Source organism: Pseudomonas sp. A39, from assembly GCF_058145955.1.
The window spans coordinates 169,143-185,320 of the sequence record NZ_JBYVMD010000009.1 but is presented as its reverse complement, the minus strand read 5'-3'; the positions used below and the strand labels follow the sequence as shown (position 1 = coordinate 185,320).

Sequence of the window (16,178 nt, the reverse complement as noted above, 5' to 3'; positions counted from 1 at the left end):
AGGGGGCTTGCCCCCGATAGCGCCATGTCAGTCACAGCATCGTTGACTGACACCCCCCATCGGGGGCAAGCCCCCTCCCACCTTTAGATAATCAGTGCTTGCCAGAGCATGTCAGAGCACCTTATCCAAGGTGATCGGAAACTCCCGAACCCGTTTGCCGGTGGCGTGATAAATCGCATTCGCCACCGCCGCTGCCACGCCGACAATACCGATTTCACCAACCCCCTTGGACCCCAGGGCGTTGACGATCTCGTCATGTTCCTCGACAAACACCACGTCGATCTCGCCAATATCCGCGTTTACCGGGAGGTGGTACTCGGCCAGGCTGTGGTTCATGTAGCGCCCCAGTTGATGGTCGATCTGGGTTTCTTCGTGCAGGGCCATGCCGATACCCCACACCACACCGCCAAGGATCTGGCTGCGCGCCATCTTCGGGTTGACCACACGCCCGGCGGCAATCGCGCTGACCACCCGACGGACCTTGATGGTGCCCAGGTCTTCATCCACCTGCACCTCGACAAATACCGCCGAATGGGTGGCGGTGCTGTAGCCCTCGCGTTTTTTGTCGGGCTCGCTGTCGACCTGCACGTCCAGCGCGTCTTCGCCACTGTCCTTGACCAACTGCGCCAGCGAAACGCTCACGTCGCCCGTATGCAACTGGCCGTCTTCGAAGCGTACGGATTCGGCGTCCTTGAAGACCGGGTAAGTCTGGCGGGCAATCTCCAGCAACTTGGCATTCAGCGCCTCGCAGGCTTGCTGTACGGCGGTCCCCACAGAAGACACGGTAAACGATCCGCCCTGCAGCGGCGCGGTGGGCAATGACGAATCGCCCAGCATAAACACTACGTCCTCGACCGCCACACCACTGGCCTGGGCCGCGATCTGGGTCATCACCGTGTAAGTGCCGGTGCCGATATCGGTGGTGGCGCTGCTGACCGTCAGCTTGCCCTGCGCGTCGATCCGCGCCTTGGCGCTGGCCTTCATCTGCATGGCCTCCCATACCCCGCCGGCCATGCCCCAGCCGATCAACTGGCGGCCGTCGCGCATACTGCGCGGTTCCGGGTTGCGCTGGCTCCAGCCGAAACGCTCGGCACCTTCGCTGTAGCATTCGCGCAGGGCCTTGCTCGACCAGGGTTTGTCTTCGTTCTGGTTGCGCTCGGCGTAGTTGATCAGCCGCAGTTGCACCGGGTCGATCCCCAGCGCGCAGGCCACTTCGTCCATGGCGCACTCCAGGCCGATCACGCCAAGGGCGGCACCGGGAGCGCGCATGTCCAACGGCGTGAACACATCCAGGGGCACCAGTTTGTAGGTCAGTTGCACGTTGTCGCAGTGGTAGAGCATGCCGCTCCACTCCACCACATGTTCGCTGAAATCCTCGAAGCGCGAGGTCTGGCCGATAGCGGTGTGTCCCAGTGCCAGCAGGCGTCCGTTGGCGGCGGCGCCCATTTGCAAGCGCTGCAAGGTGCGCGGGCGGTAGCCGAAAGTGAACATCTGTTGGCGGGTCAGGGTGACGCGCACCGAGCGTTTGAGCGCCAGGGAGGCCATGACGGCCAACGGCAACTGGTACTGCGGGCGCAAGCCGGAGCCAAAAGCGCCGCCGACGAACGCGGCGAAGATGCGCACCTGGCTTTTATCCAGGCCAAAGACTTTTTGCACATAGGCCTGGCAATTCTGTGGGCCCTGGGTCTTGTCATGGATATGCAGGGTGCCATCGGGTTGATACAGCACGGTGCTGGCGTGAGGCTCCATCGGGTTGTGGTGTTCGATGGGCGTGCTGTAGTGCAGATCCAGGCTGACGGCGGCGCCGGCCCACTCGGCCTGGAAGTTGCCACGCGGCGCGGGCGGGGTTTGCGGCGAAGCATGGGCCTGTTCCTGCAAGGCCAGCAGGTCGGTTTCGAAGGCTTCGGTTTCGTACTCGATGTCCACCAGGGAACCGGCATGCCGCGCCAGCTCCAGGTTATCGGCGATCACCAAGGCCAGGGGCTGGCCGCTGTACAGCACGCGGTCGTTGTACAGCGGGCGGAACGGCGAGCCATCGGCGGCGTCGTCGTCCTGGAAAGCGTCGTCGTAGCTGGCGATCCTCGGCCGGTTGAGGTGATGGATAACCTCCACCACGCCCGGCAGGGCCAGCGCCCTGGAAGCATCGATGCGCAGCACACGGCCCTTGGCGACGGTGCTGGACACCACGCTGCCGTGCAGCAGGCCATGCTCGGGAAACTCCCCGGCATAACGTGCCTGGCCGGTGACTTTGAGCAGACCGTCCACCCGGTCCAAGGGTTTGCCGATAGCGGTCATGGCTGTTCTCCTGCGACAGCAGCGTCGCTCAGGGCGCGAATGATCGCCCGGCGCGCCAGCTTGATCTTGAAGCCGTTGTGCGCCAGCGGCTCGGCGTCTTGCAGCAGGGCATCGGCGGCGTGGCTGAAGGTTTCGCGGCTGACGACCTGGCCGATCAGGCCGGCTTCCACGGCGCGGTCACGCCAGGGTTTGTGGGCCACGCCGCCGAGGGCCAGGCGTGCATCAACGATGAGGTCGCCGTCCAGTTCAAGCGCTGCGGCAACGGACACCAGGGCGAAGGCATAAGACGCGCGGTCGCGGATTTTCAGGTAGTGACTGTGGCTCGCCAGGTTATCGGCGGGCAGCTCGATCGCGGTGATCAGCTCATCGTCAGCCAATTGGTTGTCCCGTTGCGGCGCGTCACCGGGCAGGCGATGGAAATCGGCAAACTCGATGATCCGCGCACCACCACGCCCTTCCACATGCACCCGCGCCTCCAGCGCAGCCAGCGCGACGCACATGTCGGACGGATGGGTCGCGACACACTCTTCACTGGCGCCGAGGATCGCATGGATGCGATTCAAGCCGGTTCGCGCCGGGCAACCGCTGCCGGGTTCACGTTTGTTGCAGGGCACGGTGGCGTCATAGAAGTAGTAGCAACGGGTGCGCTGCAACAGGTTGCCGCCGGTACTGGCCATGTTGCGCAGTTGCGGCGAGGCGCCCGCGAGGATGGCTTGCGACAGCAATGGATAACGCTGTTCGATCTGCGGGTGCCAGGCCAGGTCGGCGTTGCTCACCAGGGCGCCGATCAGCAGTCCGCCTTCGGCCGTTTGCTGAATGTCATGCAACGGCAGGCCGGTGATGTCGATGAGGTGCTCGGGGCGGCTGATGTTTTCCTTCATCAAGTCCAGCAGGTTGGTGCCACCGGCAATAAAGCGCGATGCCGCGCTGCTGAGGTGGACCGCCTCCTGTACATCCGCCGGTTTGCTGTAATGGAAGGGGTTCATTGCTCACCTCCCACGACGTCCACGATGGCATCGCGGATATTGCTGTAGGCACCACAGCGGCAGAGGTTGCCGCTCATCAGCTCTTGGATCTGCGCGGTGTCGTGGGCACGGCCTTCATTGACCAGGCCGACGGCGGAACAGATCTGGCCGGGGGTGCAGTAACCGCACTGGAAGGCGTCGTGCTTGATAAAGGCTTGCTGCATCGGGTGGAGCACGTCGCCGTCGGCCAGGCCTTCGATGGTGGTCAATTCGGCGCCGTCGCACATGACGGCGAGGGTCAGGCAGGCGTTGACGCGTTTGCCGTCGCGCAAGACGGTGCAGGCGCCGCATTGGCCGTGGTCGCAGCCTTTTTTGCTGCCGACCAGGTCCAGTTGCTCGCGAAGCAGGTCCAACAGCGTGGTCCAGGGCAACACGTCCAACTGGCGGTCCTGGCCGTTGAGGCGCAGGCGTATCGGGTGGCTGACGAACGGCTGGGCCGCCGCTCCATTGGGGGTCGCGCTCATAAGCACCTCACGGGTTGGTGTACATCCGCGGCGTTAGAAAAGTCGCCGTCTCAGGGGTACGACTTCCCGTGGTTTTGAGCGTTCAAGAAGATTGATCAGCGGATATTGAGCAGGGTTTTCAGGGTGTTTCGCGGGGGGTTGATCGATGCGTTGCTGTATTCGAACCAGCCCTGGGCCTCCACATTCAGGTCAAACACATAGATGTAGCCCATCAACGTGCCGGCCCCGCTGCAGGCCTCGCTGATGTTGCCGACCTGGCATACCGGCGTGCGCTGGCCGTTCAACACCGCGCCATTGAAGAGGCCAACCGGGTTATTGCCCAGGCCGACTTCCATGACAGAAACCTTAGTCGGCCCACGGTGCGTACACATCTGGGTCGTACTCACACGCTCAGGAATGGTTTCCGTGCAACGCGCCGACTCAACCTTGAACACACGCACTTCGCTCAACGGCGGTGCAGTCGCGCCCCACGCCGGTGCTGCGCCGAGCAACAGGCTGATACAGGGGATCAGGGCTAGACTCCACGGGCTGGCGTTTTTCATGCGGCGGATGACCTTCGTTTAAACGTCGGCGCAGTATGCCTCAAGGCCTCGGCTGCTGGTATGATGCGCCGCTTTTTCCGATCCTCTCTGAAACCACAGGCGCTTGGCGCAGTTTGTGCTTTGACTTAGAGGTCAACAAATCACGACGCCACAGAGCGTCACTGGGAGCAGGCATGCTGGAAAAGCTGTTTCAACTCAAGGCACACAACACCAACGTGCGCACCGAGATCCTCGCGGGCATCACGACATTCCTGGCCATGGCCTACATCCTGTTCGTGAACCCGAGCATCCTCGGCGAGACCGGCATGGACAAAGGCGCGGTATTCGTCGCCACCTGCCTGGCCGCCGCCATCGGTTCGACCGTGATGGGCCTGATCGCCAACTACCCGATCGCTCTTGCGCCGGGCATGGGCCTCAACGCCTTCTTTACCTACACCGTGGTCCTGCACATGGGCCACACCTGGCAGGTTGCGCTGGGGGCGGTGTTTATCTCGGCGGTGCTGTTCTTCCTGCTGTCGATCTTTCGCATTCGTGAGTGGATCATCAACGCCATCCCCCTGCCCCTGCGCTCGGCGATTGCCGCCGGTATCGGCCTGTTCCTGGCGCTGATCGCCCTGCATAACGCCGGGATCGTGGTGAGCAACCCGGCCACCATGGTGGGCCTGGGCGACCTGAAACAACCGGCGCCGATCCTGGCCACCCTGGGTTTCGTGCTGATCGTCGCGCTGGAAGCCCTGGCCGTACGCGGCGCGGTACTGATCGGCATCCTGGCGGTGACCATCGCCTCGATCGTATTGGGCTTCACCCCGTTCATCGGTATCACCTCGGCACCACCGTCCCTGGCACCGACCTTCCTGCAGTTGGATATCAAGGGCGCCCTGGATATCGGCCTGGTCAGCGTGATCTTCGCCTTCCTGTTCGTGGACCTGTTCGATAACTCCGGCACCTTGATCGGCGTGGCCAAACGCGCCGGCCTGATGGGCAAGGACGGTCACATGCCGAAAATGGGCCGTGCGCTGATCGCCGACAGTACCGCCGCCATGGCGGGCTCCCTGCTGGGCACTTCGACCACCACCAGCTACATCGAGTCCGCTGCGGGCGTGAGCGCCGGTGGCCGTACCGGCCTGACCGCCATCGTGGTCGCGATCCTGTTCCTGCTGGCGTTGTTCTTCTCGCCACTGGCCGCCAGCGTGCCGGCCTACGCCACCGCGCCGGCACTGCTGTTCGTGGCTGTGTTGATGACCCAGGGCCTGGCCGAGATCGACTGGGACGACATCACGGTTGCAGCGCCGGTGGTGGTCACCGCCCTGGCGATGCCTTTCACTTACTCCATCGCCAACGGCATCGCCTTCGGTTTCATCGCCTGGACCGCCATCAAGCTGCTTTCGGGCCGCTACCGTGAGCTGAACCCGGCATTGGTGATTCTGTCGATTCTGTTTGTAATCAAGCTGGGCTGGTTCAACGCATGACTTTTGACGCCGCACGCTACACCGCTCAACTGCAAGACAAGGTCACGCGCTTGCGTGACCTGCTGGCACCGTTTGACGCGCCAGAGCCACAGGTCTTCGACTCGCCGCTGCAGAACTTCCGCCTGCGCGCCGAGTTCCGCCTGTGGCGCGAAGGCGGTGAGCGCCACTACGCGATGTTTTCCCAGGACGACAAGCGCACGCCGATCCTGATCGACGAGTTCCCCATCGCCAGCCAACGCATCAACCAATTGATGCCGCAGCTCAAGGCCGCCTGGCAAGCCAGCGCCGCCCTGAGCCACAAGCTGTTCCAGGTGGAGTTCCTGACCACCCTGGCCGGCGATGCGATGATCACCCTGTGCTATCACCGCCCACTGGACGAGCATTGGCACACCGCCGCGAATAAGCTCGCCACCGACTTGAATGTCAGCATCATCGGCCGCTCCAAGGGCAAGCGCGATGTGATCGGCCACGACTATGTGGTGGAAAAACTCGAGGTCGGTGGCCGCACGTTCAGCTATCGCCAACCCGAAGGCGCCTTCACCCAGCCCAACGGCACGGTGAACCAGAAGATGCTCAACTGGGCCTATGACGCCCTGGGCGATCGCCCGGACGATTTACTCGAGTTGTATTGCGGCAACGGCAACTTCACCCTGCCCCTGGCAACACGTGTACGCAAGGTGCTGGCGACCGAGATCAGCAAGACCTCGGTGAATGCGGCCTTGAGCAACCTCGATGAAAACGCGGTGGGTAACGTCACGCTGGTGCGCCTCTCCGCCGAAGAACTCACCGAAGCGCTGAATGAAGTGCGCCCGTTCCGCCGCCTGCACGGTATCGACTTGAAGAGCTATGAGTTCGGCAGCGTGTTCGTCGACCCGCCGCGCGCCGGCATGGACCCGGACACCTGCGAACTGACCCGGCGCTTCGACAACATCCTGTACATCTCCTGCAACCCGGAGACGTTGGCGGCGAACATCGCGCAATTGCACGACACGCACCGGATTACGAAGTGCGCAATGTTTGACCAGTTCCCGTGGACGCACCATATGGAATCCGGTGTGTTACTGACTCGGCGGTAGTTCAACGTCCTCAGGTTCCTTCTTGCGTGGCCGCCCGCCCTTCTTGCCATTGGCTCGGGCGGCGGCGGATTTGGCGGCGCTGCTTTTGCGACCGTTGCGCGACGCAACCAAACTGGTGGCTAGGTCCATGAGCGGTTTGCTGGTGGCGATCAGGCCCGTGACCGAAACATCCAAATCCCGGGCCTCACAGCACAGCGCCTTGCCGCCAAAGCCGACTTCCAGTTGCTCAAAGTCCTCCAAGGAAAACCCCGCGAACTCGGGCAGGCCAGCCACCGGCAGTACAACGCGACTGCCGTCGCTGAAGCCGATGGAAAGGCAGTTGTCTTCATAACGCACAGAACTGGCGCGGGCATAAAGGTGCCGTGTCTTGCGCCCTCGGGCTATCGCCTTTTCGACGTCGGCCTCAGTGACCGGTTTATAGGGTACGACTTTGGCTTTTACGATTTGCTTCACCATCCAGAAAACTGAAACGAAAACACGCATCCCACTCCTTCCCCCTGACATGCACATGGGGCGGGCAATGCTCATCCCTGATAAACACCGAAATCACATATCCCTTGTAAGCGCCTACTCTCATCGTAACCCATCAGTTAGGTTATTTTCCGCCAGGTAACAGTTTTCCCCTGTCACCCGACAACCGGCTCCATTTTCCCGAAGCTGTTTCACAGACTAGTAAGCACAAAAAACCCGGCGAATGCCGGGTTGTAACCACTCATGCCGAGGGCTGGAAATACCCCGCCAAGGCCCGCAAGTCCTGCTCGCTCAGCAACCCCGCGTAATACTTCAACTGAATCCGAGCCAGCAGATACGCATGCCGCGCATTCGCCAGGTCGCGGCGGGCGGTGAAGAGTTGTTGTTCGGCATCGAGCACGTCGAGGTTGACGCGCTCACCGCCGGTGACGCTTTTCTGGGTCGCGGCGACCAAGGCAGTGGCCGAGCTGACGGCCATTTCATAGGCGCGCACTTTGGCGGCGCCGCTGGTATTGAGGTTGAACTGCTTGCGCAACTCCACCAGCGTGGCCGAGGTTTGCGCGTCCAACTCGTACTGGGCCTGGGACAGCTGGTTCGCCGCCTGGCGGGTGGAGGCCGACACCCCGCCGCCGGCAAACAGTGGCAGGCTGACCTGAATGCCGACACTGTTGGTGTCGTACTGTTGGTTGTAGCTGCTTTCCGAGTCAGAGCGGGTCTGGCGACTGGTGGCGTACAAGCTGACCTTGGGCAGGTGGCCTGCACGTTTGCGCTCCACTTCATAGGACGCTACGTCCAGGGCGTGGTGCTGGGATTTAAGTTCCGGGTTATTGGCCATGGCCATGTCGCGCCAGGTCTCGAAACGGTTGGGCTGCAGGGGCGGGATGTCGAATTGGCGCGTCAATGGTGCCAATTCTTCGATCTGCAGCGGCTGGCCGACGATGGCTTCCAACTCGCGCAGGGCGCTGTCCTGAGCATCCAGGGATTCGATTTCTTCTGCCTGGGCCAAGCTCAGGCGCGCCTGGGTTTCCAGCACATCGGTGCGCGTGCCCTCACCGCCCTTGAGCAGGCGATCATTGAGTTGCAGGCGCTCGGCATACGCGCGTTTCTGCGCTCGGCTCAGCTCAATACGTTCTTGCGCCAGCAAGGCCTGGCTGTAGGCATTGAGCACCCGCACTGCCAGTTCCTGGCTCTTGCCGCGAAAGCGCTCGTCGGCCATCAAGGCCTGGGCGGTGCCCTGGCGAAACCGCGCATAGGCTTCGTAATCCAGCAAAGGTTGCTGCAAGGTCAGAGTCGACGCGTAACTGCGGTAGTCACGGTCGCTGGTGACCTCACCCGCCGTCACTTCAGACGCGTTGCGCGAGTTGTTATAGCTCCATGACAGGTTCGGCAACAACGCCGCACGCCCGATCACGCGATGTTCTTCACCGGCTTCACGCTCCTGGATAGCGGCCTGAAAAGTCGGATCATTGCGCAGGGCCAAGTCGTAGGCATCCAGCAAACCCAAGGCGTGCGCCGCCGAGGTACAACCGAAAAACAGGGTAAACAGCAGCGCCTTCATTCTTCCACCAGGGCCATATGGGTGCGATCCAGCAGGGGTTTGAACAGGTAGTTGAGCATCGAGCGCTCACCGGTCTTGATGAAGGTTTCCACCGGCATGCCGGGACGTATCTGCACGCCGTCCAGTTGTTGCATGCCGGCCGCGCTGACCTGGGCGCGCAGCGTGTAGTAAGGCTCGTCGGTGCGTTCATCGACCTGGCGATCGGCCGAGACCAGTGTGACCTCACCGGCCACCCGTGGCGTGGTGGCCTGGTTGAAGGCCGAGAACAGCAACTCCACCGGCAAGCCCGGATGCACCTTGTCGACCATCTGCACCGGCACGCGCGCCTCCACCAGCAAGGGTTCGCCCTGGGGCACGATGTCCATCAACGCCTGGCCGGGCTTGATTACGCCGCCTTCGGTGTACACATCCAGCCCCACCACCACACCGGACGCCGGGGCGCGCACCAGGCTGTTGGCCAATTCGAACTCGGCCGAGGCCAGTCGATTGCGCAGGTCGTCGCTGCGGGTACGGGTCTCGGCCAACTGGCCGCGCAGGTCTTTCTGGAAGTCTTCGCCGAGCTGACGGATGCGTAGCCGCAGTTCGAGCACCTGGCGCTGCAACTGACCGATACGGCCATAGTCCTCGGCGATGGCGCCATCGACCTGCGAGTACAGGCGCTCGCTGTCGAGCAGGCGGTTGCGTGGGATGTACCCGTCACGCGCCAACGCGCGCAGGCCTTGCAGTTGCTCACTCAACGCCGCACGTTGCTGGACTTTGCTGGCTTGCGAATCCCGCGTGCCGCGCAGCTGCGCCTCGGCGCCGGCGATGGTTTCGCGCAGGCCTTGTTGCTCGGTAGCCAGGGCCTGGGCACGGCTATTGAACAGCTGCCGTTGCAGGTTCAGGGTGGCCGCTGCTTCAGGATCGTCGAGCAGTTCGGGAGCAAAAGTGATTGCCGACAACCCTTCACTTTCGGCACTCAAGCGCGCTTCGCTGGCCAGGGACGCCACGTACTGGCTGCGCAGGGACTGCATCTGCCCGCGCAATGGGGTTTCCTTCAAGCGCAGCAGCACCTGGCCGGCACTGACCACCTCACCGTCGCGCACGTCAATGCGCTCGACGATACCTCCAGCCGGGTGTTGCACGGTCTTGCGATGGCCCGAGACCATGACCTTGCCCGACACCGCAACGCCCTTGTCCAACGGCGCCAACGCCGCCCAACCGAGGAAACCGGCAAAGCCACCGAGCACCAACAGCCAGCCAATGCGCGAATATTTCTTGTCATCCAGCGCCAGCACGTTGTTCGGCGCCTCGCTGACCAACACAGGTTTGCTCTGGCTCATGCCTGTTTTCCTTCACCGAGGCGGTAACTCATGCTCAGGGTCGATACCGGCTTGCTCGCGGCGGGCTTCTGCCGTGCCTCCAACACACGCGCCGTAGGGCCTAACGCCTGCAATTGACCGTCCTTGAGGATCAGCAACTGGTCAGTCAGGCTCAGCACGTTGGGTTTGTGGGTGATCAGGATCACGGTACGGCGCTGTTGCTTGAGCTGGCCGATGGCTTGGAGCAGCGCGTGCTCGCCCACCTCGTCGAGGTTGGCGTTGGGTTCATCCAGCACGATCAACGCAGGCAGGCCGTACAGCGCACGGGCCAGCGCAACGCGTTGCTTCTGGCCGCCGGACAAGCCGGCGCCGCCCTCCCCCAATGGCGTGTCGTAGCCTTGGGGCAGTTGCAGGATCAATTCATGCACGCCAGCCATTTGCGCAGCAGCTAGGACTTTATCCGCGTCGACCTCGGCAAAGCGTGCGATGTTTTCCGCAATGCTGCCGGCGAACAATTGAATGTCTTGCGGCAGGTAACCGATGTGTGGACCTAACTGCTGCTTATCCCACAGGGCCAGGTCGGCACCGTCCAACCGCACCTTGCCAGCCAGGGGCGCCCAGGCGCCCACCAGTATTCGCGCCAGGGTGGATTTGCCGCAGCCCGACGGCCCGATCACGCCCAGCACGTCGCCTGCCGCCAGGTTAAAACCGAGGTTGGCCAGCGCCGGCCGACGGCTGCCGGGGGCACAGGCGCTGATGTGCTCGACGCTCAGTTGGCCTTTAGGCACCGGCAGGCTCATAGGGACTGGTCGCGCCGGGTTGGCCTCCAGCATCTGCGACAAGCGTTCGTACGCCAGCCGCGCCGAGCCCCATTGCTTCCACACGCCGATCAGTTGGTCGATGGGGGTCAACACCCGGCCCATCAGGATCGAGCCGGCAATCATCATCCCCGGCGTAATATCGCCCTGCACCGCCAGCAACGCGCCCACGCCCAGGACCAGGGATTGCAACGCGAGGCGCACGCCCTTGGACCAGGCGCTGACGGCCGCGGTCTTTTCACTGGCCAGGTTTTGCTGGGCCAAAAACGCTTGATGCTGGCCGAACCAGCGTGCGCGCAACGTGCCGAGCATGCCCATGGCTTCGATGGTGTCGGCATTACGCAGGTTGGCCGTGGCCTGCTGGCTGGCGCTGATGGACAGTTGGCTGGCCAGGGCCATCGGAGCCTGACTGACGTGGTGGTTAACCCACGCCAGCGCCATCAACAGCAGCGCGCCGACCAGTGCCAGCAGGCCGAGCCAGGGGTGAAACAGGAAAATCACCAACAGGTACACCGGAAACCACGGCGCATCGAAAAACGCGAACAACGCCTGGCCGGTGGCGAACTGGCGCAGCGTGGTCAGGTCATGCAGCGCCTGGCCGGCCGCCTGGGTGCCGCCCTTGAGTTGCGCTTCGAACGCCGCGTCGTACACCCGCTGGTTCAAGCGCATGTCCATCTGCGTGCCGAGGCGAATCACCACCTGGCTGCGCACCCACTCCAATGCGCCCATCAGGCCGAACAGGCCGAGGATCATCAGCGTCAGCATCAACAGGGTCATCTGATTGCCCGAGGCTAGCACCCGGTCGTACACCTGCAGCATGTACAGCGCCGGGGCGAGCATCAGCAGGTTGATCACCGCCGAGAACAGGCCGATGTTGAAGAAGCCACTTTTATAGGCCGTGAGGGCGGCCAGGGTTTCGTTGCCGGCGTGGCGCATCTGGGGATTCTCAAAGGGTTGAGCGGGCAGCGTCGTCGCGTTGACAGGCCATGCGACGCTGCGCAGAATTCGGCACCGCCGTCGCCTGAAGAGTTAGAAGGCTTGGGCAACGGCGGTGTGTCATGCGGCGAATGGGAGAGCGATCTTCCATTCGCTTTTTTCATGCAGCGGATTTAGGCCGCGAGTGCCCAGTCCTGGGCCACGTCCTGCACGCCCACCAGTGCAACGTCGGTGGTGGTCGAGGACGCCGCGTGGGCCGCGAGGCCGGCGGAGATCTCGTCGAAGGTGTTGGCCGTCGACAGGCTCGGGTCGATAGCGCCCAGCAGCTCGTTGAGTGCCGATTCCAGTGCACTGGTGTTGCCCTGGATCAAGCCGTAGATCACGCTCTGCACATCGTTGCCGACGCGGCCTGCACCTTCGGCGGCGGACAGGTCGAGGCCATTGAAGGCGACTTTGTAGGCACTCAGGTCGAAGTCGCTGCCACTGCCGCCGGTCAGGCCGGTGCCCAGCTCGACGTTATCCAGTTCGCCCCACAGGTAGTGGTTCAAGTTGCTGCTGGCCGGCAGTGTTGGATTGAACACGTAGTGCAGGCCGTTGCTGGTGTCGCTGTCGGCGATGAACGCGTAGTCGGAGTTGTTGGCGCCATGGTACGCGTATTGGTCACCGGCGAAGGTCCCGTTGCTGAAACCACCGTTGTTGCCGCCAGTGCCATGACCTGCCGTGGCAAAACCAAGAGCCCAGTCCGACAGGTAGTCAGACAGCGAAGTAGTGCCCAGGTACGACTCGTAGCTAACAGAAATAGTCATCACTAAACCTCATAATTACAGCGCTATTGATCAATGCGCAGCTGCGCACTTTTTACCCAACCCTGGGCAAAACCGTGGTTGATGCGGTGCCGTGGCACCGGTATCAGAATTTGTATTCGAGCATTCCGCTCAAGGTCCGGCCGCGAGCCAGGCTGAGGTTGTTGGCATCGCCCATGGCGACGAAATACGCTTCGTCCGTGGCGTTTTCCAACGCCAACGCGATGTTCAATTGATCGGTCATCCAGTAACTGGCGTAGACGTCATACACGGTGTATTTGGGCCACATGGCCTGGTCGATCAGGTTGTAGCCCTGGTTGTCCAGGTTTTCCCCGTTACCCGAGCTGTAGCGAACACGCACACCGGTATCCAGGCGCTTGTCCAAAAAGCGCGCGCCCAACGTCAACGACGCGCGATCAGCAGGGGTGTAGGTGGCGTTGCCCATGATCTTGCCGCAGCTTTCCTTGGCATTGGCGGCCTCGTCATCCAACAATTCGTAGCGGGTCACAGGGCGGAAACCGATGGTGCCGTTGGGCCGGGTAAACCGTTCGATAACGGTGGTGCTGGGACCGGCCTTCTTGGCCCCGCCCAGGTAGTAGTTCTTCGAACAGAACTCGTTGCTGCCGATCATGTGCGTGTAACTAAGGTTGGTATACGCACGCCCCATGTCGTAGTTGAGTTGGTACTCAAGGCCCCTGAACCGCGTGTCATTGAGGTTGTTGGTATACGCCATGATCCCGTTGAAACCCCCAACGGACGTCTCCGGCAAACTCACACTGGTATTGAGGAAGGTGAAATTCTTAATCTTGGTGTCGAAGTACGCCACCTTGATGCCCAGTCGGTCGTCATTGAAAAAGAGCGACTCCTTGAACACGTTCATCCCCACTTCCCAATCGCGAGACTCCTCTGGCTTCAGGTAAGGATTGGGGAATACCCGTTCATTCGAACCACCCCCGTGGGGGCGGCCGCTCATAAAGGTTTCAGTGACAGCCGGCGGGCGCCAGCCCTTGCCCCAGCGGGTATACAGTTGCAGCCAGTCGACCCCAGGCTTGATGCCGATACCGAAGGTCGGCGAAAACCGTCCGTCTTCACGGTCGATATCAAAAATGTCCTCGACACGCTTCGCGCCCGTCGTACTGGTGTAAAACCGGTCGCGCTTCCACAGCGTCATCCCGGTGACACCCTCCAGCCGATAACGGTCGTAACGCAGCCCGGCATCCACGGTCAGCCAGTCGTCATATTCGTATTGCAGGTTATTGAACACACTGGCGATGGTGCGCTTGCCTTCCGGGTCGGCACTGGGGGTGTAGGGCAGTGATCCGGAGTTGATCGTGTTGGTGGACTCGATCTTGTTGGTACTGGGCTTGAAGGTGTCCTGATACATCTCCAGGCCATAGTTCCAGCTCAGATGCCCCACGCGGCCCAGGTCGAAGCGCGCAGTGTTTTCGCCCTGCAGGCCCCAGGTATCGGTCTGGAAATGGTCGGTGTATGCCGGCGTATAGTTGCCGGAACTCAGGGACGCGAGGTTGCCGGCGTTGGAACGATCCAGTTGGGTGGTGACGTAATAGAGCTTGGCCTTGAAATCGATCAGCGCGTTATCCGGGCTGTAGCTGTAGTCCAGCGCCGCGTTTTTCGCGTTGAGGTTGTTCTTGCCGGTGCGTACGTAATAGCTGCTCTGAAGATCATCACTGATGTAGCCCCAGGCGTCATTGCTGTCGGTATCGCTTTCCAGGTAGCTCAATTGCACGCGCTGATCGTTGGGCAGGTTCAGGCCGAACTTGACGATCTGCGACCGGGTCACGCTGCCGGTATCACCGACTTCGCTGTTCAACCAGTCGTCGAAGGCGACCGGGGCATACTTCCTGGCCCGCAGATTGGTGCCCAGGTTCTGGTCATTGTGGGTGCCGGCCCGGTAGTTGCCGAAATGGCGCTCGCTGTAGCCGAGCAGCACATCGCCGCGCTCATCACCAAAGGCAAACACGCCACTGCCATTGAAGTAGGTACCGTTGCCCAGCTCACCGATACCGCTGCCCGCGCGAAAACGTCCGCCGATCTCTTTACCGTCCTTGAGGAACTCGCTGGCCTCCAGGGTCTTGAACGAGGCGATCCCGCCGAGTACGGCCGCCCCACCCTGCCCCGACTGGCTGCCCTTGTCGATCTCGATGCTGGAAATGAACTCCGGGTCAATCAGCATGGTGCCATTGCGCTGCTGGTGCCCATTGACGTTGAAGTTCTGGCGCATGCCGTCGATGTTCATGTTCACACGGCCATAGTCCTGAACGCCGCGAATGTTCACGGAAAGACCAGGGTCGCGTTGGTCAACGGCGGTGTAGACCCCCGCAGTTTCCTCCAGCATGTCGGCCGCGTGACGGGGTGGGCGCTTGTCGATCATGTCACGGCTGATGACTGCCACGGACTTTGGGGTCTGGTACACCCAATCGCTGGCCTGGCCATTGGTGTTACCGGTAATGGTGGTAGTGCCCACGGTCATGGCGCCGTCGTGATCGTCACTGACGCGGTTGAGCGTGACCTGGCGCTCGCCGGTAAAGCGATACTCCACCGGCGCGGCACCGAGCAAACGGCCCAGGCCTTCCTGCACGCTGAAACTGCCCTTGATCGCCGTACTGCTCAAACCTTGCAGGCGCTGGCTGTCAAACAACACCTGCAAGCCAGCCTGGTCGGCGAAGGCCAGCACGGCACTGCCGAGAGATTGCACGGGGATATCGAACGTCAACACAGCAGGTTGGGTAGCGCCCGATTGAGGCTGCGCGGCATACACCGGCGCCACTGCGGCGAACAGGCCCAAGTGAATGGAAAGGGCTAACCGGCTACCGGTGATGCGCCCCTTGTTGAGTGCTGACATTTCGATTGTTCCCTGCGCTAAGCGTTTTTTGTTTATGCGAATGCTTCTCACCTAGCAAGACGTGCGAAGCGCAGGAAGTCAGTAAGACTTTTCCAAAAGTTTTTTAACGAAGGGGTTCAAGCAGGAAACTGAGCCGGCTTGCCGGCGATAGCCATAGATACGGACACGCCAACGCTAACCACGATGCGAAGCGAGCCGCTCTTGATCGTGATCTTGATCTTGATCTAGCTTTTGATCTCAGGCGCCCCGTCAAACACGCTGGCCGGAATTCGACAGGGATTTGGGGGGTAAACCGGCAGGGATGCCGGTTTAGCCGCCCCGCGCCATGGATGGCGCGTGGCGGCGGCCCCCCAAATCCCTGGCGGATTACGGGCACACCGAGCCTAGGCGAGGTGCCGAGTGTTGGGGCGAAGGCCTTTTGGTTACTTTTGGGCCTTTTCCAAAAGTGACCCGCCGTAAGGGCGGAACCCATAGTGGCCGTGACCTAAATAACGGATATGTACCCGGTCTGATCCAACATCCTGGTCGTCTACCAGCCCGCCAGCGGGAGCAAGCTC

The 16,178-nt window shown here is 61.9% G+C and carries 12 protein-coding genes and 1 pseudogene; 2 read left to right on the top strand and 11 right to left on the bottom strand.

Annotated features, from left to right (window positions below):
* Positions 1 to 111: 111 nt before the first annotated feature.
* The 4 genes from AC3ZU9_RS10015 to AC3ZU9_RS10000 form a co-directional block, all read right to left on the bottom strand.
* Positions 112 to 2,295, bottom strand: a complete 2,184-nt coding sequence (locus AC3ZU9_RS10015; protein ID WP_490090655.1) for a xanthine dehydrogenase family protein molybdopterin-binding subunit — start codon at positions 2,293 to 2,295, stop codon at positions 112 to 114.
* On the bottom strand, positions 2,292 to 3,281 hold the full coding sequence (locus AC3ZU9_RS10010) for an FAD binding domain-containing protein (protein WP_490090654.1): 990 nt from the start codon (positions 3,279 to 3,281) through the stop codon (positions 2,292 to 2,294). Before AC3ZU9_RS10010 ends, AC3ZU9_RS10015 begins: the two co-directional genes overlap by 4 nt.
* A complete protein-coding gene (locus AC3ZU9_RS10005) occupies positions 3,278 to 3,784 on the bottom strand; it encodes a (2Fe-2S)-binding protein (RefSeq protein ID WP_015885999.1) in 507 nt (168 codons plus the stop codon). Before AC3ZU9_RS10005 ends, AC3ZU9_RS10010 begins: the two co-directional genes overlap by 4 nt.
* Before the next feature lie 95 nt (positions 3,785 to 3,879).
* Complete coding sequence (locus tag AC3ZU9_RS10000; RefSeq protein WP_102060215.1) at positions 3,880 to 4,326, bottom strand: DUF4879 domain-containing protein; 447 nt, start codon at positions 4,324 to 4,326, stop codon at positions 3,880 to 3,882.
* Between the two features lie 173 nt (positions 4,327 to 4,499).
* Between AC3ZU9_RS10000 and AC3ZU9_RS09995 the strand changes: the two genes are divergently transcribed.
* Both AC3ZU9_RS09995 and trmA read left to right on the top strand, forming a co-directional pair.
* Positions 4,500 to 5,795: an NCS2 family permease gene (locus AC3ZU9_RS09995; protein WP_015886001.1), complete on the top strand. Its 1,296-nt coding sequence runs from the start codon at positions 4,500 to 4,502 to the stop codon at positions 5,793 to 5,795.
* Positions 5,792 to 6,871, top strand: a complete 1,080-nt coding sequence (gene trmA, locus AC3ZU9_RS09990) for a tRNA (uridine(54)-C5)-methyltransferase TrmA (RefSeq protein ID WP_102060216.1) — start codon at positions 5,792 to 5,794, stop codon at positions 6,869 to 6,871. Before AC3ZU9_RS09995 ends, trmA begins: the two co-directional genes overlap by 4 nt.
* Here trmA and AC3ZU9_RS09985 read toward each other — a convergent pair.
* The 7 genes and pseudogenes from AC3ZU9_RS09985 to AC3ZU9_RS09955 form a co-directional block, all read right to left on the bottom strand.
* Positions 6,854 to 7,327: a DUF2442 domain-containing protein gene (locus AC3ZU9_RS09985; RefSeq protein ID WP_490090653.1), complete on the bottom strand. Its 474-nt coding sequence runs from the start codon at positions 7,325 to 7,327 to the stop codon at positions 6,854 to 6,856. The genes trmA and AC3ZU9_RS09985 overlap by 18 nt on opposite strands.
* A pseudogene (locus AC3ZU9_RS09980) lies at positions 7,320 to 7,448 on the bottom strand (DUF4160 domain-containing protein); the annotation flags it as partial. The gene AC3ZU9_RS09985 and the pseudogene AC3ZU9_RS09980, both read right to left, overlap by 8 nt.
* Before the next feature lie 135 nt (positions 7,449 to 7,583).
* Positions 7,584 to 8,900 (bottom strand): TolC family outer membrane protein, encoded by a 1,317-nt coding sequence (locus AC3ZU9_RS09975; RefSeq protein ID WP_015886005.1) that lies wholly within the window; start codon positions 8,898 to 8,900, stop codon positions 7,584 to 7,586.
* On the bottom strand, positions 8,897 to 10,222 hold the full coding sequence (locus AC3ZU9_RS09970) for an HlyD family type I secretion periplasmic adaptor subunit (protein WP_102060218.1): 1,326 nt from the start codon (positions 10,220 to 10,222) through the stop codon (positions 8,897 to 8,899). Before AC3ZU9_RS09970 ends, AC3ZU9_RS09975 begins: the two co-directional genes overlap by 4 nt.
* Positions 10,219 to 11,955, bottom strand: coding sequence for a type I secretion system permease/ATPase (locus AC3ZU9_RS09965; protein ID WP_490090652.1), 1,737 nt, complete (start codon positions 11,953 to 11,955; stop codon positions 10,219 to 10,221). The genes AC3ZU9_RS09970 and AC3ZU9_RS09965 overlap by 4 nt, the downstream gene beginning before the upstream one ends.
* A 173-nt stretch (positions 11,956 to 12,128) precedes the next feature.
* Positions 12,129 to 12,761 (bottom strand): heme acquisition protein HasA, encoded by a 633-nt coding sequence (locus tag AC3ZU9_RS09960; protein ID WP_490090651.1) that lies wholly within the window; start codon positions 12,759 to 12,761, stop codon positions 12,129 to 12,131.
* A gap of 103 nt (positions 12,762 to 12,864) precedes the next feature.
* Entirely contained in the window at positions 12,865 to 15,621 is a 2,757-nt protein-coding gene (locus AC3ZU9_RS09955; RefSeq protein WP_093544256.1) for a TonB-dependent receptor, read from the bottom strand.
* Positions 15,622 to 16,178: the final 557 nt, after the last annotated feature.